17 protein-coding genes are annotated in these 16285 nt (G+C 67.0%); 7 read left to right on the forward strand and 10 right to left on the reverse strand.

Annotated elements, in window-relative coordinates:
• Positions 1–85: 85 nt before the first annotated feature.
• The 5 genes from WT26_RS34925 to WT26_RS34945 form a co-directional block, all read right to left on the reverse strand.
• Positions 86–769: a phosphorylase gene (locus WT26_RS34925; RefSeq protein WP_155774732.1), complete on the reverse strand. Its 684-nt coding sequence runs from the start codon at positions 767–769 to the stop codon at positions 86–88.
• 24 nt (positions 770–793) lie between these two features.
• Positions 794–2767: a squalene--hopene cyclase gene (gene shc / locus WT26_RS34930; RefSeq protein WP_069275092.1), complete on the reverse strand. Its 1974-nt coding sequence runs from the start codon at positions 2765–2767 to the stop codon at positions 794–796.
• 15 nt (positions 2768–2782) lie between these two features.
• Positions 2783–4036, reverse strand: coding sequence for a hydroxysqualene dehydroxylase HpnE (gene hpnE / locus WT26_RS34935; protein WP_059523101.1), 1254 nt, complete (start codon positions 4034–4036; stop codon positions 2783–2785).
• A 13-nt stretch (positions 4037–4049) separates the two neighbouring features.
• Positions 4050–4898 (reverse strand): presqualene diphosphate synthase HpnD, encoded by an 849-nt coding sequence (gene hpnD / locus WT26_RS34940; RefSeq protein ID WP_059901740.1) that lies wholly within the window; start codon positions 4896–4898, stop codon positions 4050–4052.
• A 316-nt stretch (positions 4899–5214) separates the two neighbouring features.
• Positions 5215–5547 carry a hypothetical protein gene (locus WT26_RS34945; protein WP_027790205.1) on the reverse strand — a complete coding sequence of 111 codons (333 nt, stop codon included), beginning with the start codon at positions 5545–5547 and terminating at the stop codon, positions 5215–5217.
• Between the two features lie 197 nt (positions 5548–5744).
• Between WT26_RS34945 and WT26_RS34950 the strand changes: the two genes are divergently transcribed.
• Complete coding sequence (locus WT26_RS34950; protein WP_069275093.1) at positions 5745–6641, forward strand: alpha/beta fold hydrolase; 897 nt, start codon at positions 5745–5747, stop codon at positions 6639–6641.
• Between the two features lie 56 nt (positions 6642–6697).
• Here WT26_RS34950 and WT26_RS34955 read toward each other — a convergent pair whose 3' ends face one another.
• Genes WT26_RS34955 through WT26_RS34965 form a run of 3 tightly spaced genes read right to left on the reverse strand, consistent with a single transcriptional unit; the run spans position 6698 to position 8620 of the window.
• Entirely contained in the window at positions 6698–7636 is a 939-nt protein-coding gene (locus tag WT26_RS34955) for a GGDEF domain-containing protein (protein WP_059523098.1), read from the reverse strand.
• The gene (locus tag WT26_RS34960; protein WP_059523097.1) at positions 7633–8259 is read right to left on the reverse strand and encodes a chemotaxis protein CheC; all 627 of its coding nucleotides are present in this window, start codon (positions 8257–8259) and stop codon (positions 7633–7635) included. The genes WT26_RS34955 and WT26_RS34960 overlap by 4 nt, the downstream gene beginning before the upstream one ends.
• A complete protein-coding gene (locus tag WT26_RS34965) occupies positions 8252–8620 on the reverse strand; it encodes a response regulator (protein WP_059523096.1) in 369 nt (122 codons plus the stop codon). Before WT26_RS34965 ends, WT26_RS34960 begins: the two co-directional genes overlap by 8 nt.
• A gap of 218 nt (positions 8621–8838) precedes the next feature.
• Between WT26_RS34965 and WT26_RS37915 the strand changes: the two genes are divergently transcribed.
• A complete protein-coding gene (locus tag WT26_RS37915; RefSeq protein WP_155774715.1) occupies positions 8839–8985 on the forward strand; it encodes a hypothetical protein in 147 nt (48 codons plus the stop codon).
• 105 nt (positions 8986–9090) lie between these two features.
• Complete coding sequence (locus tag WT26_RS34970) at positions 9091–11349, forward strand: hybrid sensor histidine kinase/response regulator (protein ID WP_069275094.1); 2259 nt, start codon at positions 9091–9093, stop codon at positions 11347–11349.
• A gap of 37 nt (positions 11350–11386) precedes the next feature.
• On the opposite strand, the gene WT26_RS34975 is transcribed toward WT26_RS34970, so the two are convergent.
• Positions 11387–11941 (reverse strand): NADPH-dependent FMN reductase, encoded by a 555-nt coding sequence (locus WT26_RS34975; RefSeq protein WP_069275095.1) that lies wholly within the window; start codon positions 11939–11941, stop codon positions 11387–11389.
• A 358-nt stretch (positions 11942–12299) separates the two neighbouring features.
• On the opposite strand from WT26_RS34975, the gene WT26_RS34980 reads away from it, so the two are divergent.
• Both WT26_RS34980 and WT26_RS34985 read left to right on the forward strand, forming a co-directional pair.
• The gene (locus tag WT26_RS34980) at positions 12300–12899 is read left to right on the forward strand and encodes an RNA polymerase factor sigma-70 (RefSeq protein WP_069275096.1); all 600 of its coding nucleotides are present in this window, start codon (positions 12300–12302) and stop codon (positions 12897–12899) included.
• Positions 12877–13071: a zf-HC2 domain-containing protein gene (locus WT26_RS34985; RefSeq protein WP_069275097.1), complete on the forward strand. Its 195-nt coding sequence runs from the start codon at positions 12877–12879 to the stop codon at positions 13069–13071. The genes WT26_RS34980 and WT26_RS34985 overlap by 23 nt, the downstream gene beginning before the upstream one ends.
• A 245-nt stretch (positions 13072–13316) precedes the next feature.
• On the opposite strand, the gene arsC is transcribed toward WT26_RS34985, so the two are convergent.
• Positions 13317–13673: an arsenate reductase (glutaredoxin) gene (arsC, locus tag WT26_RS34990; RefSeq protein ID WP_059958977.1), complete on the reverse strand. Its 357-nt coding sequence runs from the start codon at positions 13671–13673 to the stop codon at positions 13317–13319.
• A gap of 809 nt (positions 13674–14482) precedes the next feature.
• Between arsC and parA the strand changes: the two genes are divergently transcribed.
• Positions 14483–15145 (forward strand): ParA family partition ATPase, encoded by a 663-nt coding sequence (gene parA, locus WT26_RS34995; protein WP_027790199.1) that lies wholly within the window; start codon positions 14483–14485, stop codon positions 15143–15145.
• A gap of 23 nt (positions 15146–15168) precedes the next feature.
• A complete protein-coding gene (locus tag WT26_RS35000) occupies positions 15169–16230 on the forward strand; it encodes a ParB/RepB/Spo0J family partition protein (protein WP_069275098.1) in 1062 nt (353 codons plus the stop codon).
• Positions 16231–16285 lie beyond the last annotated feature (55 nt).

Genomic DNA, 16285 nt, shown 5'->3' on the forward strand with positions numbered 1-16285 from the left:
CGGCGCACACCGCCGTCGCGGCGGACGCCGTTCTTTCGAAGGAAAAGGGAGGGAGGAAGGTGGGAGGAAAAACGGAAGCGCCCGCTCACCCGATCCGCATCGCGCCCGCACGCTCGAACGCGTGCCGCGCCTGGATCAGCGTCGTGCGCGCCGCACGCGCGTCGCTGGCCACCTGCAGCAGCGGACCGAGCTGCGACGGCTGCTTCAGCAGCTCACGCAGGATCGGCAGGATCGCCGTGCTGCCGTCGTCGCGCAGGCCGGCCGTCGCCGCGCGCGGCAGCGTGCGCCACGCCGGATCGACGATCGCGCGGCACACCGCGAACGGCACGCCGCGCGCAGCCGCGAAGGCCGCCGCGATATGCGACTCCATGTCGACGGCGAGCGCGCCCTTCGCGCGATGCAGCGACGTCTTTTCCTGTTCGCTGACGACCGGTGCGCCCACGGCCGCGATCGTGCCGCGCGTGACGCGCGCCCACACCGGCGTGTCGTGCAGCGCGGCGACGAGCCGCGTGCTCCAGCGCGTATCGGTCTCGACGCGGCCGAACGGCCCGTCGATCGCGTTCGCGATCACCAGCGCGCCGGGCGCGAGGTCGGGCGCGAGCCCGCCTGCCGTGCCGAAGCTCACGATGCCCGCGCAACCGCGCGCGGTCGCCTCGGTCAGCGCGCGTTCGAGCCGGTCGGCGCGCGCGGCGAAGACAGCTTCGACGCCGTCGCCGCGCGCAATGCGCGCCTCGAATGCCATCCCCGTCACGGCGATGACGGGCAGCATGCCGGTGGATTGCGTCGCCACGCGTTACAGCCCGACCGTGACGCGCGTCGTGTTGTCGCGCTTCAGGTTGCGATAGCGCGCAAGCGCCCACAGCGGGAAGAACTTGCGATAGCCGTGGTAGCGCAGGTAGAACACGCGCGGGAAGCCCGTCGCCGTGAAGCGCGCCTCGTCCCACAGGCCTTCTTCGTTCTGGTTGGCGATCAGGTAGTCGACACCGCGCGCCACCGCCGGGTTGTTCACCTCGCCGGCCGCCATCAGGCCGAGCAGCGCCCAGGCCGTCTGCGACGCCGTGCTCGGCGCCTGTTCGAAGCCGCGATAGTTCAGCTTGTAGCTGTCGCCGTCCTCGCCCCAGCCGCCGTCCTTGTTCTGGATCGACAGCAGCCACTGCGCGCCGCGCTTCATGCGCGGGTCGTCCGGCGTCAGGCCGGCCGCGTTCAGCGAGCACAGTGCCGTCCACGTGCCGTACACGTAGTTCATCCCCCAGCGGCCATACCAGCTGCCGTCCGGTTCCTGCTCCTTGAGCATGTAGTCGAGCGCGCGGCGCGCGGGCTCGCTGTTCAGCGGCGTCTCGCCAAGCTGCGCCAGCATCGACAGGCAGCGGCCCGACACGTCGGCCGTCGGCGGATCGAGCAGCGCGCCGTGATCCGAGAACGGGATGTTGTTCAGGTAGTACTGCGTGTTTTCCGGTTCGAACGCGCCCCAGCCGCCGTCGCTGCTCTGCATCCCGACGACCCACTCGCGCGCGCGTGCGATCGAGTCGCGATACGCGTCGTTCTGCCGGAGTTTCTGCGCGCGATCCATCGCCACCGCGACCACCGCCGTATCGTCGACGTCCGGGTAGTGCGCGTTCGCGTACTGGAATGCCCAGCCGCCGGGCCGCACGTGCGGGCGGCGCGAGATCCAGTCGCCGCGCACGTCGAGGATCTGCAGCGGGCGCAGCCATTCGAGGCCGCGCAGCGCGGCTTCCTCGGCACGCGCGTCGCCCGTCTCGAGCAACGCATGCGCGGCGAGCGACGTGTCCCACACCGGCGACAGGCACGGCTGGCAATACGCTTCGTCGTCGTGCACGACGAGCAGCTTCTCGATCGACTTGCGTGCGATCGCGCGGTTCGGATGATCTTCCGCATAGCCGAGCACGTCGTACATCATCACCGCGTTGGCCATCGCCGGATAGATCGCGCCGAGGCCGTCCTCGCCGTTCAGGCGCTCGTCGACGAACGAGACGGCCTGGCGGATCGCGCGTTCGCGCGTGTAGTTCGGGAACAGGCCGTCGACCGCGCGCAGCGCATGGTCGACCACGCGGAAGAACGCGAACCAGCCGGCGCTCTGGTGGCCCTGGCGCGGCAGCAGCCCGGCGTTCACGGGCGGGTCGATGAACAGCTCGTCGATGCGCACGCCGCGCGGGTTCTTCGCGAGCGGGCGCTTCGCGTTCAGCACGAGCAGCGGCACGATCACGGTGCGCGCCCAGTACGACACCTTCGACAGGTGGAACGGGAACCACTGCGGCAGCAGCATGATCTCGACCGGCATCATCGGCACCGCGCGCCACGGAATCGCGCCGTACAGCGCAAGCTGGATGCGCGTGAACACGTTCGACATCTCGGCACCGCCCATCGCATGAATGGCGCGGCGCGCACGCTGCATGTGCTCGGCGTTCTCGTCGTCGCCGATCACCTTCAGCGCGAAATACGCCTTCACGCTCGCGCTGATGTTCGGCGCGCCGTCGGTGAACAGCGGCCAGCCGCCGTCGGCCTGCTGGATGCGGCGCAGATACTTGCCGATCTTCCGTTCGAGTTCGACGTTCGGCGTCTCGCCGAGATAGTGGACGAGCAGCACGTATTCGGCGGGAATCGTCGAATCGGCTTCAAGTTCGTAAACCCAGTGGCCGTCCGCGTTCTGCGCGGCCAGCAGCGCGTCGGTCGCACGCACGACGGCCGCATCGACGCCGGCCGGCACGGTGCCGGCGGACAAGGTAGCCATTTCGGTGAGATCGTTCATCGGTCCCTCTGTTGCTTACTGTGTCTGGAGCACGTCCGCGGCCAGCTGGCCGGAGCGGATCGCGCCCTCGATCGTGGCGGGCAAGCCGGTGGCAATCCAGTCGCCCGCCAGCACGAGATTGGTCCAGCGCGTACGCACGGCCGGACGCTTCATTTCCTGCGACGGCACCGCCGCAAAGCCCGCGCGCGGCTCGACGACGAGCTGCCATGCGGGGATGGTTTCCGGGTCCGCGCCCGTCACCCGCGCGACGTCTTCCCAGATGCGCCGCGCAAGCGTGTCGCGCGGCGTGTCGAGCCAGCGGCCGGCGTCGCGGATCGTCGCCGCGAGCGGGCCGCCGCCGGTGCGCACCGCATCGACGACACCGTTCACGACCGCCGTCTGCAACGGCGTACCGGCCGGCGCCTCGACCGCGAAATACGCGGTCACGACCGCGCTGAACGTGTCGGGCGCGGTGAGTTCGGGCACGAGCGGCTGCGCGACCTCGGGCGGCACGGCCAGCACGACGGCGTCGCCCGGTGCGAGATCGATCCGCTCGCCGCCGACCGAGACCGCATCGACCGCATTGCCGTGCGCGCCGAATTCGAACGCGTCGAGCCGCGAGTTCAGCCGGATCTGCGCGCCGCCGTGCTGCAGCATCCGCAGCGCCGGTTCGATGAATGCGCTGCCGAGACCATGGCGCGCGACGAGCGGACGGCAGCCGGGGCCGCCCGCCGCAAACGTGCCGCACAGCGCCGCACGCGCGAGTTCGGCGCTCGCGTGGCGCGGCTCGACGTTCAGCACACCGAGGAAATACGGCCGCAGCCAACGTTCCCACAGCATGCCGTCGCACCGCATCGTCTGTGCGAGTGAGCGGCCCATGCGCGCGAACGCGAGCGGAGCGAGCGCGAGGTAGTCGAGCGGCGTCGTGCCCGGCGCACGCGACGCGGCATCGAACAGCCACGACGGCCAGCGCCCGTCGCCGAAGCGCAGCGTCCAGCGCTGCTGCGATGCGATGTCCACGACCGGGAATTCAGGCAGCGCGGGCCCCGCGAGCTGGTCGGCCGCGCCGATCGCGCGCAGGTAGCGCTGCGTCGCGGGCTGCCCCGCGAACACCGTGTGCAGCCCGCTGTCGAGCGTCGTGTTCAGCGTCCCGTCGAACCATGAGCGGCAGCGGCCGCCCGCATGCGCGTGCGCGTCGTGCAGCACGATGCGTCGCCCGCGGCGTTGCAGCTCGACCGCGGCCGACAGGCCGGCAAGGCCGGCGCCGATCACGTGGACGGTTCTGGGCATCGACTCGGTCGGCTCAGAACAGCGCGTAGCGCGCGGCGATCATCAGCATGCGCGCCTTCGGCTTGCGCAACGGCGCGCGCGGGAAGGCGAAGCCGCGTGCGATCGCGGCTTCGAGAATGCAGCGATACGCGCCCGACATGATGCGCGGCGCCTTCACCTGCGCACGCGGGCACGTATCCATCACCGCGTCGGCCTGGCGGAAATGCTCGAGCGCGCGCTCGACGAGCGTCACGCACACGCGCGGCAGCGCCGGATCGCGCACGATCGTCGCCGGATCGGTAATCGCGATGCCTTCGCGCGTGAGCAGCTCGCGCGGCAGGTAGCAGCGGTTGATCGCCGCATCGTCGTCGATGTCGCGCAGGATGTTGGTCAGTTGCAGCGCGCGACCGAGGTGATGCGACAGCTTGATCCCTTCGGCTTCAGGCATCCCGAAAATCCTCACCGACAGCCGGCCGGCCGCGCTCGCCACGCGATCGCAGAAGAGGTCGAGCGTCGGCTCGTCGGGCGCGCAGATGTCTTCGGCCGCATCCATCGCCATCCCGTCGATCATCGCGTGGAAATCGTCGCGCTGCAGGTTGAATGCACGGATCTCGCGGTCGAGCGCGGCCAGGTGGCGCGGCGGGCGGCCGGCGTAGCATGCGTCGATGTCGGCACGCCAGCGATCGAGGCCCGCATTGCGCTCGGCGCGCGGCAGGTCGCTGTCGGCGATGTCGTCGACCGCGCGGCAAAACGCGTAGACCTGGAACATCGCATCGCGCTGCACGGCCGGCAGGATGCGCATTGCAAGATAGAAAGAACTGCCCGATGTGACGGCAGCGGCGTCGGTTTCTTGTTCGTCCACGACGGAATTGGAAACGGCCAAGACAAGCTCCACGGAGACACCCACGCGGGGCGATTGAAGAAGCCATGCCCGGCTGGGATGGTCAGGGTGTCAAATGTGTGCGAGATATGCGAACGATCGACGCAGACAGGCACAAATTACCGGCCGGAAGCCGGAATTGGGCGAAAGTATAGCAATCTTTGAAGTTCGATGGCGGTGCGGCCGGCGTGCGGCAGGGCGGCGCCCGGACGCGCGGCGCCGGGCTCCGCGGCCCGCCGTGCGCGGCTGGCCGCCCTCGGCCGGACGGCCCCTGCGGGCCGGGGACGCCTGGTCGAGGGCCTCTACAGGCGCTTCAGGCCTAGCCGTAGACGATGTCGCGCTGCAGGTCGAGCGCAATGAGCCCCATTTCGCGGGTGAGCTGCAGCATCGAGCGGCGCTCGAGGCGCGAGCCCATGAAGCTCGTCACGTGACCGTCGGGCTCCGCGGTGAACTGGAACACCGCGCCGCCCGTGCCGAACCACGCACCCGGCACATCGGGCGATTCCTGCCAGTCGATCTGCGCGAACACGCGCGCGATGCCCGCGCGTATCAGGTCGCCCGGACCGATCGGCGGCGCGATGTCGCCCAGGTCGTCGAGCGAATAGGGGCCGGGTTTGTTCGGCTTCCGATAGAAGAGATAGTCGACGTTCATGGGGCACAATCGCGGGCAAAGCAACAAATTAGCGCGATCTGCCGCGAATTTAAATCAGATATGAACGAAATGTCGTCTCCGCGACACATTCGGGGACACATGGCCGGCGGCCGATCCGGTGCGACCGGCCGCCGCCGCTTGGGCTCGCGTCGGTTCGTCTAAGATGACGCTTTATCCGGACAACGCATTCCGAACTCATGGAGACGAACGTGACAGCCGTGCCACCCGCATCCCCGCAGTCCGCCCATCCCGTTTTCGTGCTCGTGCACGGCGCCTGGCACGGCGCGTGGTGCTACGCGCACGTTGCGGCCGCGCTGGCGGAGCGCGGCCACCTGTCGATCGCGCGCGACCTGCCCGCGCACGGCATCAACGCCCGCTTTCCGGCTTCCTACTTCACCCGCCCGCTCGACAAGGATGCGTTCGGCGCCGAGCCGTCGCCGGTCGCGAACACGACGCTCGACGATTACGCGACGCAGGTCATGCAGGCGGTCGACGACGCGTACGCGCTCGGCCACGGCAAGGTCGTGCTCGTCGGGCACAGCATGGGCGGCCTCGCGATCACGGCGGCGGCCGAACGCGCGCCCGAAAAAATCGCGAAGATCGTCTATCTCGCGGCCTTCATGCCCGCGTCGGGCGTGCCGGGCCTCGACTACGTGCGCGCGCCCGAGAACAAGGGTGAAATGCTCGGCCCGCTGATGCTGGCGAGCCCGCGCGTCGCCGGTGCGCTGCGCATCGACCCGCGCAGCGGTGACGCCGCGTATCGCGCGCTCGCGAAGCGCGCGCTGTACGACGACGTGCCGCAGGCCGACTTCGAGGCCGTCGCGAACCTGATGACCTGCGACGTGCCGGCCGCGCCGTTCGCGACCGCGATCCCGACGACGGCCGCGCGCTGGGGCGCAATCGACCGCCACTACATCAAGTGCCTGCAGGATCGCGTGATCCTGCCCGCGTTGCAGCAGCGCTTCATCGACGAAGCCGACGCGTTCGCGCCCGGCAACCCGACCCACGTGCACCAGCTCGACACCAGCCATTCGCCGTTCGTGTCGCAGCCGGCCGTCCTGGCCGGCGTGCTGGCCGACATCGCGAAAAGCTGAGCACGGCACGCGCGGGGCGCCTCCGCTCCGTGCCCAGCAGGGCGGTGCGGGTGCGCCTACGCGTAGGCCACCGAACGGTCGCGCCCGAGCCGCTTCGCGCGATAGAGCGCGGCGTCGGCCTCGTTGACGAGCACGTCGCAAGTGGGCGCACCCGGCTTTGCACACGCGCCGCCGACGCTCGCCGTCACCGGCACGCTGACGCCCTCGGCATCGACCGGCACGCTGCCGATCGCATCGCGCACCTTGTCGGCCACGCGCATCGCCTCGTCGAGATTCGTGCACGGCAGCAGCAGCGCGAATTCCTCGCCGCCGAAGCGGCCGAACGTATCCTGCGCACGCACGATCGACGCGACGCGACGCGCCGTCTCGCGCAGCACGGCGTCGCCGGCCGCATGCCCGAAACGGTCGTTGATCGTCTTGAAGTGGTCGAGGTCGAACAGCAGCACCGACATGTCGCCGCCGTAGCGCTGCCAGCGCGCGAATTCGTCGCCGAGCCGCGCCTCGAAGAAGCGCCGGTTCGCGATGCCGGTCAGGCCGTCCCGATTCGCGTGTTCGCGCAGCTTCGCGACCGCTTCCTCGCGCTCGCGCTGCATCACGCTCACGTGCGTGACGTCCGAGATCGTCACGCACACGGCTTCGACGTCGCGGCCGCGCGTGAGCGGCATGAACGTGCAGTCCTGCTGCATGTAGTCGACGCCGCCCGTAATCGGCCGGTCGTGCTCGAAGCGGAACAGGTAGGGCCGCTGCTCCCACGAGCTGAACGCGAAGCTGCCGAGCTGGAACACGCTCTCGAGCTTGCGCGACAGCCACGCGCGCGGCAGGTCGGGAAAACAGTCGAACAGGTTGCGGCCGATCACGTCGGCGGCCGGGATGCCGCTGTGGTCCTGCATGAAGCGATTCCACATCAGCACGGTCATCGCGCGGTCGAGCACGAACAGGCCGAAGCCCACCCGCTCGATCACGAGATCGCTCAGCGACGGCGTCGCGGCCGTCATAGCGCGGACAGCAACGCGTCGAGCGCGTCGCCCATCAGCCGGATCGAATCCTCGGCCATCAGCATCACGAAGTGCGCCCGGAACGCGTGGTCCTCGAGCCCGAAGTTCACCTCGAGCAGCAAGGCCACGCTCCATGCCAGCTCGGTCGGCTGGAAGACGTCGTCGAACGACACGTTCGCGCCGAGCAGCCCCGGCGGAAAGAACACGGGCTTGCGGCCGAGCTCGTCGAGGATCGAGGCGACGCAGGCGCCCATCAGCACGTTCGCGACGTCGAACACGACTTCGTCGGGTGTCGCCATCCCGCCGTACACGCCTTCGCCGAACGTGCGGTCGACGACCGACATGAGCCGCGCGATGCCCGCGGTACGGCACAACACGATCGCCTCGCCCTTGATGTCGGAACGGAAGCCCTGGCGCACGGCGGTCACGTTGTCGTAGATGCCCGTCATCTCGCGCAGCGCGTCGCCCGCGTCGGTCGCTTTCACGACCCGCACGCGCGGCACCGACAGTTCGATGAAGCGCCCGAGCAACAACGCGAGCCGTGCGGCGGCACGGCCCATTGCGAGGTTGGCGATCTCCTGCAACGCGTCGCGTTGCTCCGCCGTGAACACCGAGTCAGGCATACAACCCATACTCCTTGAGAATGGGCAGCAATGCCTCCGACGTCACGGGCTTGGCAACGAATGCGATCGCGCCCAATTCGCGCACGCGTGCTTGCGCCTGCGGCTGGATATCGGCGGATACCACGATCACGAACGTGTTCATATCTTCGTGGCGCAGTGTCTCCAGCACCTGATATCCGCTCATGTCGGGCATCGTCAGGTCCAGAAACATTACGGAAGCTTTGCCGTCACGATAGAGCGCCAAGGCCTCTCGACCATTCGCGGCATACGCGACATCGACGTCCCAGCCTCCCGGCAGCGCCTTTGTCAGAAGTTTGCGAGCGAGCAGCGAATCGTCGGCAATTACAATCGGCAAAGGCATGGGGCGAAGCGGTATACGGAATGGTCTCTCTCGCGTTAACGACCGCGCGCCGCGTTTCTTTAGGCGCCGTGTAAGCGAACGCGTGCAGCCGCCGGGCACCCCTGCGCCGGACGCCGCGGCAACTGTCGCCCGCGGCGGGCTGCGCGCTGGCATCAGCAGGCGCGTATCTATCTGTCATAGGGAAAGCAAGGCGCGATTCTCGGAGTAAACCGGAGGCGATGCAACTCGCCATTTTTGCTGATTCAGACAGAATCGATCCGATCGCGCCGCATTCCGAAAACAGCTACGACCATTTTTACGCCAAGGACGCAAAATTTTTCCTTGTGTACGTTTGCGCTGCCGGATTCGTCGCGTTTTCAATCTGACAATATCCCCCTGTCGGAAACGTCAGGACGGCGCGCGCCGCGTGGCGCGAGCTCCGGGCGCAACTCGTTTATGATGGCAGGCACCTCCGCCTCACCGCTTCCTCGATGACGTCCGACCGGCCCGCCGATTCCCACGCTCCCGCCTCCACGCCCGCCGACGACTGGCAGGACGACGGCAACTATGCGTCCGGTGCGCCCGAGCACGATTTCGCGGTGCGACGCGTGACGCTGATCGTGCTGCTCGTCGCGGCGATCGTGCTGCCCTGCATCTATGTCGTGGTAATGGCGTACAACGACCTGAAGACACGCGAGGCCGCCGCGAGCGACGTGACGATGCGCACCGTGCGGGTTGCCGAGGAGCACGCGCTCAAGGTGTTCGACCTGAGCGAGACGCTGGACGCGCGCATCGTCGATCTCGTGCAGGACATGGACGATGCGACCGTGCGCAACAGGGAGTCCGACATCCACGAAGCGCTGAACACGATCGGCGGCGGCTATCCGCAGGTGGCTGCCGTGTCGATCTTCGGCGCGAGCGGGATGCTGCTCGCGAACAGCCTCTACTATCCGGCGCCCTATGCGTCGATCGCGAACCGCGACGATTTCGCCGGCATTCGCGACGGCAAGGTGATCGAACACATCTCGCGCGTGATGCAGGGGCCGAGGCGGCTCGCGGACACGCCCGTGTTCAACACGGGCGTCGCGCGTCGCCATAGCGACGGTTCGTTCGCCGGGATGGTGTCGATCGCGCTGAAGTCGTCGTATTTCAACGCGTTCTACCGCGACCTGCTCGGCGGCGCCAGCACGCCGATGACGATGGCGCTCGCGCGCTCGGACGGCGCGGTGATCGCGTCGTATCCGCCGCCGCCCGCCGCGGCCGAAGCCTATCGCGCGCTGTCGTTCGGCGACGAGCACAGCGACCCGCGCGGCGGCGTCGTGCGCGTGCGCCACGATGCCGGCAGCGAGATCGTCGCGTATCGCCAGGTCGGCAGCTATCCCGTCTACGTGACGTGCGCGTATCGCACGTCGGCGATCTGGCATGAATGGTACGAACACCTGAGCGTGCTGTTCCTCTCGATGTTCGCGCCGTCGGTCGCGCTGTGGTCGGTGATCTGGCTGTCGCTCAAGCGGCTGAAGGCGGAAGAGGAGGCGTGGGACCGCTGGCAGGCCGAAGCGTCGATGCGGCGCTCGATCGAATCGGCGTACCGGCAGTCGCGCAAGATGCAGGCGCTCGGCAATCTCGTCGGCAGCGTCGCGCACGATTTCAACAACCTGCTGATGATCATCTCGAGCAACGTGCAGATCGTGCGGCGGCGCGAGGCCCAGCATCTCGACAAGGAACTCGGCGCGATCGAACGCGCGCTGAAGAACGGGCAGTCGCTCACGCGCCAGTTGCTCGGTGTCGCACGCAAGCAGCCGCTGCACAACGAGACGATCGACGTCGGGCAATGGGTCGGCACATGCCGCGAACTGCTGAAGACGTCGCTCGGTTCGAAATCGTCGCTGGTCGTCGCGATCGAGCCCGGCGTGTGGCCGATCCGCGTCGACGTCGCCGAGCTCGAACTCGCGGTGATCAACCTCGCGGTCAACGCGCGCGACGCGATGGCGGCCGGCGGCCGCTTCACGGTCGGCGCGCGCAACGTGACGCTGCGTCGCGAGGACGGCTTTCCGCTGACCGGCGACTTCGTGCAGATCTCGCTCGACGATACGGGTTCGGGGATGGCGCCCGACGTGCTCGCCCGCGCGTTCGAGCCGCTGTTCACGACGAAGGCGCAGGGGATGGGGACGGGGCTCGGCCTGCCGCAGGTATTCGCGTTCTGCGAACGCTCGGGTGGCCTCGCGACGATCGACAGCGCGGTCGGTGCGGGCACGTCGGTGCGCCTCTACCTGCCACGCGCGCGCGCCGAGGATGTCGTCGCACGGCCGCCGGCGGTCGCGCACGACGCGGGCACGGGCGCGCTCGCCGGCCTGCACGTCCTGCTCGTCGAGGACAACAGCGAAGTCGCGGCCGGCACCGAAGCGCTGCTGTCGCTGCTCGGGCACCGCGTGACCTACGCGCCCACCGCCGACGACGCGCTGAGTCTCGTCGAAGCAGCGCCGGCGGACGACGGCTTCGACCTCGTGATTTCGGATATCCACATGCCGGGCCGCCTGAACGGCATCGACCTCGCCGAAGCGGTCGAGAAGCGGCCGGAGAAACTGCCCGTGATTCTCGTCACGGGTTACGCGGAGGAACTCGACCGCACGCGCACCGTCAACGTCCGCGTGCTGTCGAAGCCGTTCGACATCGCGCTGCTCGACGAGATCCTGCTGGGCATCCGCGACACGCGCGATGCACGCGATGCGCGGCACGCGGCCGGCGCCTGACGGAGCGCGCCGGCCCGCGGCCGGCGCTTCGCTGGCCTCAGGCCCCCTTGTTCAGCCGCACCCACGCGGCGTAGCGATCGACGAAGCCCTGCAGGAACTTGCGGGTGTCTTCGCTGACGATCTGGCCCTGATCGTCGATGCGTGCCGGATCGTGCTTGATGAACATCTCGGGTTGCCCGAGGGTCTTCACGTCGAGATACGCGAGCACGTTGCGCAGGTGCTGCTGCGCGAGCGCGGTGCCCGTCGCGCCCGGCGACGTGCCGAGCACCGCACCCGGCTTGCCCGACCACGAATTGGAACCCCACGGGCGCGAGCCCCAGTCGAGCGCATTCTTGAGCACGCCCGGAATCGAGCGGTTGTACTCGGGCGTGAAGAACAGCAGCGCATCGGCGGCTTCGATCGACTGCTTGAAGCGCTTCGCGACTTCCGGGAAATCCGCGTCGTAGTCCTGGCTGTACAGCGGCAATTCGCCGATCTCGACGAACTCGAACGAGAAATCGGCGGGGGCGAGCGAGATCACGGCGTGCGCGAGCGCGCGGTTCCACGAAGCGCGACGCAGGCTGCCGACGATGACCGCAATGCGATGTGCCATGACTGTCTCCTTCCGGTGGGTGTGGAATAGAATCGATTGCTTCAGGATAGGCGGCAAAGGTCTGTTTATAGGCAAGCCAGCCCGCGAACCGTCCCACGGGGCCGCCCGGCCGACTTTCCACAAGGTTTTCCACAGAAATTGTGGATAACTTTGTCGACATGCCCGGCTGTTACACATGACCGGTCGCGCACCAACGTTTGCGCGAAGCCAACCTGTCGGCAAGCATAGCGCAGCCCGCCAGCCGAATTCATGAACAATGTTGCGCATTGCGGGCAGGCGCGACGCCCAGTAAGCTGCTCGCACCGCGCGGCGCGGCGACCTGTGGCGCGCGCGGCTTCCTCCCGAGAGATTCCCGACGATGCCGTCCGCTTACGACGATCCCGCCTATCTCGCGCAACTGCGGCACGACCTGCTGCGCTTCGCGCGACTCCAGCTCCGCGATGCCGACGCGGCCGAAGACGCCGTGCAGGAAGCGCTCGCCGCCGCGTGGTCGCATGCGGGCGATTTCGCCGGGCTGTCGGCCCACAAGACCTGGGTGTTCGGCATCCTGCGCAACAAGCTGATCGACGTGCTGCGCGCGCGGCAGCGCACGGTGAGCTTGTCGGCACTCGATGCCGAGCTCGACGGGGAATCGGCGCTCGATCGCGAGCTGTTCAAGGAAAACGGGCACTGGGCCGCGCATGCGAAGCCGCGACCGTGGCCGAGACCGGAAACGCTGTTGCAGCAGCAGCAGTTCTGGACGCTGTTCCAGACCTGCCTCGATCACCTGCCGGAGCAGATCGGGCGCGTGTTCATGATGCGCGAATTCCTCGACGTGGAAATTACGGACATCTGCAGCGAATTGACGCTGACGACGAATCATTGCAGCGTGCTGCTGTATCGGGCGCGCACGCGCCTGCGAACCTGCCTCAGTGAAAAAGGACTGACGACCGAAGATGCTGCCGGGGAAATGTACTGACGTGACGCGACTGCTGTCGGATGCGCTCGACCGGCGCCTGACGGTCCACGAGCGCGTGCAGGTGCGCGTGCATTTGCCGACCTGCAGCGGCTGCCGGCAATACCGTGAGCAGATCGCGCTGCTGCGCGCGGCGGCGAAGGCCGCGGCGGGGCAGGGGGACGAGGAGGCGTGACGGCTTCGCCGGCTTTGGGCTGACGCTGGCGGTCGAGAAACGCGACGTGCGCATCGGCGTTGATCGTCGAGCGACGCTGCCGGTGATTCCTGCCGTTGACGCGTGTCGGCGTGATACCCGCCGTGGGACGCGCCGATAGATCGCGGTGCCGACGCGGCCGATCCGGCCGCACGTCGAGCACGCATCGATCAATCCGGAGCATTCGCGCCGGATCGGCACAATAAGAAAAATACGTGAAATTAGAATTATTCGAACAATTCGCGCACCGATTCGGGCGGCCGGCCGATGGCGGCCTTGCCCTTGTACACGACGATCGGACGCTGAAGCAGGACCGGATGGGCGGCGATCGCGTCGTAGGCCTGCGCATCGGTCAAATCCGCGCGACCGAGATCGAGCGCCTTGTACGGCTCCTCGTTGTCGCGCAGCATGTCGCGAACCGGACGCGCGAGCTGACGATGCAGCGTTTCCAACGCCTCGACCGTCGGAGGCGTCTTCAGATACTCGATGACATTCACGGGCGTGCCGCTCGGCTTCAGCGCCTCGACAAGCGCCAGCGTCTCGCGCGACTTCGAGCATCGGGGGTTGTGGTAGATCGTGATCATCATTCGGACCTGGGTGATAGGGTCTCGTATTGTAGCCAGTCCTCACGGCGTGCTCGAAGCGGGGAGTAGGGTTGTCGCACTGCGCATCGGCGTCTCGGACGCTTGCTGGTCGCTTGATCCCGAGGGCGGCGGAATGTCGGGACGTTCAATAGTGCCCCGCCTCTTTATGCGCATAAACCCGACGATGCGTGATGCCCTCTATCGCCGTGGAAGGATTGCGTGGCGCGCGGCCGTGTCTGGCAGGGGGGTGTGCGCCTGACACCGTCCGATCATCGCGATTCGCAGCACCGTGGCTCAACCCGCCTGTCATGCCACGAGCGAGCGGACGCTGATCAGTGGTCGGTTTATGCGCATAAACGACACAAGGCCTGACGCACGCCGACCATGCCATGCGTGAGAGCCGCTCACCAGTCTGGGGGCCGCTCGAGGGGCCGCGCCACCGGCGATCGTCACGAATCCCCCCATGCATGAGCGGAAGGGCGCCTTCGATTGATGCGCATAAACTCCGCGGGCTGTTGCCACACGGTGATTCCGTTATACGTCGATGCGTTGCTCGCATCGTGCCGATTGGCCTGGCAATGACCTGACCACCGTTCGCCCCGCCATTCACATACCGTGGAGCGACAAAACCATGCGGACATCTTCATGCGCCAACCCGGCACGCGCGCCAGCTCCGGCCGCCATCGGGGCATCGGTTTATGCGCATAAACCGATAGCCCGAATGGCCAATGCGTAGTTGTCGAACGACAATTTCATTGAAATTCAAATATCGTCCTGTAGAATTCCAACGACCAAAATAGGAGTGAAAATTGGCCGCGGAAATCATTGCAGTCACTCAACAAAAAGGTGGCGTCGGCAAAAGCACGATTGCCATGCACCTCGGTGCCGCGTTCCATGAAAAAGGGAAGCGCGTCCTCGTCATCGACGCCGACCGTCAAAACACGCTGGTTCACTGGTCGAGCGCATCCGGCGACAGTGAAAACGGCATCCCGTTTCCGGTCGTCAACCTTGCCGAAGCCGATGGCCAGATCCATCGCGAGATCAAGAAGTTCATCAACGACTACGACATCATCGTCGTGGACTGCCCGCCGTCGATCACCGAGAAGGTATCGGGCGTCGTCCTGCTGGCCGCATCGATTGCCGTGATTCCGACGTCGTCGTCGCCGGCTGATTACTGGTCGAGCGTCGGGTTGGTCAAACTGATCCAGCAGGCGCAGGTCATGAACGAAGACCTCCGCGCAGTCTTCCTGCTGAACAAGACCGAAGAGAAGCGCATGCTGACCCGCGAGCTCAAGCGCGCACTCGAGGAACTCGGCTTCCCGTTGCTGAAAACGCAGATCCCGACCCGGGAGGCGTACAAGCAGGCGATGGCGCTCGGTCAGACCGTGCTGCAGATGAACGATCGTGGCGGCAAGCTGGCCGCCACGGAAATTCGCGCATGCGCCGACGAAATCGTCGCCATGCTGCCCTGACTTTATGCGCACAAAGGAGTCACATGAAACCCTCCCAATTTGCCAAAGGATTCCAAGCGCGCCCGGATATCACGACGAGCGAGAAGCGCACGGCGCTCGATCGACTCAATGCGATCGACGGTCTCGTCAAATCGGAAACGCCCGCACCTGCAGCACCGAAATCAGCCAAGAAAGACAGCGTCACGCCGTCGGCGCCGGACATCACCCTCGATGCGTCGACGGACGAATCGTCCCAATACCGTGCGTGGCGTCTCGAGAACCGCTATGCGCCCGGGCAGGTGATCGAGCTGTCGCTGAAGGCGATCAAGCATAGCCCGTTCAATCCGCGGCACTTCTATCTGAAATCGTCGATTGCCGAACTCGCGGTCAACCTCGCGAAGCAAGGGCAACAGCAGGCGATCCACGTGATTCCGGATTACGACAACCCGGGCACGTATTTCGTCAGCGACGGCGGCCGCCGTGTACGGGCATTGAAGGAAGCCAACAAGGAGTCGGTCAAGGCAATCGTGATCGACGTGCCGATCGGTATCCAGAGCTACAAGCTCGGCTACGATCTCAACGTCCAGCGCGATTCGCAGACGGTGTTCGACAACGCCGTCGTGTGGCGCCGCTTCCTCGACGACAAGCATTTCCAGAGCCAGAAGGAACTCTCCGAGCACCTTGGCCTCGACGAGTCGACGGTGGCCGTCGCCCTGTCGATCGGCAAGCTGCCGGAAGCGATCATGCAGGAAATGGTCGCACGCCCCGATCGCTTCGGTTCGAACATGGCGTATCAGGTCGGCCGCTATCACAACGCGCGCGGCACCGAGGCCACGCTGCGGCTGATCAACAAGATCGTGTCGGACGATCTCAGCACGCGCCAGGTGTCGGACATCGTCAAGGGTCGCGTCGCGGCGCAGGAAACGCCGAAGGCTGCCGGCCGTCAGCGCTATGCGCAGCGTCTCGAGATCAAGCTTGGCGGCAAGTCGGTCGGCGACCTGAAGTCGTATGGCGAAGATCGCATCGAACTGCGCCTGCGCGGCCTGCCGAAGGACAAGCGCGACGCAATCCTCGAGCAGCTCGAGCGGATGCTGTTGTCGGACTGATCAGACGCGGCGGGCGCCCGGCGATGCCGGCGCCGCCGCGGGCAGGACAGGCGGC

This window comes from Burkholderia cepacia, assembly GCF_001718835.1.
Lineage (GTDB): Bacteria > Pseudomonadota > Gammaproteobacteria > Burkholderiales > Burkholderiaceae > Burkholderia > Burkholderia cepacia_F.

Excerpts from the sequence above, each read along its gene's own strand:
- WT26_RS34925 (WP_155774732.1), bottom strand. The coding sequence starts at position 769 with ATGCTGCCCGTCATCGCCGTGACGGGGATGGCATTCGAGGCGCGCATT.
- shc (WP_069275092.1), bottom strand. The coding sequence starts at position 2,767 with ATGAACGATCTCACCGAAATGGCTACCTTGTCCGCCGGCACCGTGCCG.
- hpnE (WP_059523101.1), bottom strand. The coding sequence starts at position 4,036 with ATGCCCAGAACCGTCCACGTGATCGGCGCCGGCCTTGCCGGCCTGTCG.
- WT26_RS34945 (WP_027790205.1), bottom strand. The coding sequence starts at position 5,547 with ATGAACGTCGACTATCTCTTCTATCGGAAGCCGAACAAACCCGGCCCC.
- WT26_RS34950 (WP_069275093.1), top strand. The coding sequence starts at position 5,745 with ATGGAGACGAACGTGACAGCCGTGCCACCCGCATCCCCGCAGTCCGCC.
- WT26_RS34955 (WP_059523098.1), bottom strand. The coding sequence starts at position 7,636 with ATGACGGCCGCGACGCCGTCGCTGAGCGATCTCGTGATCGAGCGGGTG.
- WT26_RS34960 (WP_059523097.1), bottom strand. The coding sequence starts at position 8,259 with ATGCCTGACTCGGTGTTCACGGCGGAGCAACGCGACGCGTTGCAGGAG.
- WT26_RS34965 (WP_059523096.1), bottom strand. The coding sequence starts at position 8,620 with ATGCCTTTGCCGATTGTAATTGCCGACGATTCGCTGCTCGCTCGCAAA.
- WT26_RS37915 (WP_155774715.1), top strand. The coding sequence starts at position 8,839 with ATGCAACTCGCCATTTTTGCTGATTCAGACAGAATCGATCCGATCGCG.
- WT26_RS34970 (WP_069275094.1), top strand. The coding sequence starts at position 9,091 with ATGACGTCCGACCGGCCCGCCGATTCCCACGCTCCCGCCTCCACGCCC.
- WT26_RS34975 (WP_069275095.1), bottom strand. The coding sequence starts at position 11,941 with ATGGCACATCGCATTGCGGTCATCGTCGGCAGCCTGCGTCGCGCTTCG.
- WT26_RS34980 (WP_069275096.1), top strand. The coding sequence starts at position 12,300 with ATGCCGTCCGCTTACGACGATCCCGCCTATCTCGCGCAACTGCGGCAC.
- WT26_RS34985 (WP_069275097.1), top strand. The coding sequence starts at position 12,877 with ATGCTGCCGGGGAAATGTACTGACGTGACGCGACTGCTGTCGGATGCG.
- arsC (WP_059958977.1), bottom strand. The coding sequence starts at position 13,673 with ATGATCACGATCTACCACAACCCCCGATGCTCGAAGTCGCGCGAGACG.
- WT26_RS35000 (WP_069275098.1), top strand. The coding sequence starts at position 15,169 with ATGAAACCCTCCCAATTTGCCAAAGGATTCCAAGCGCGCCCGGATATC.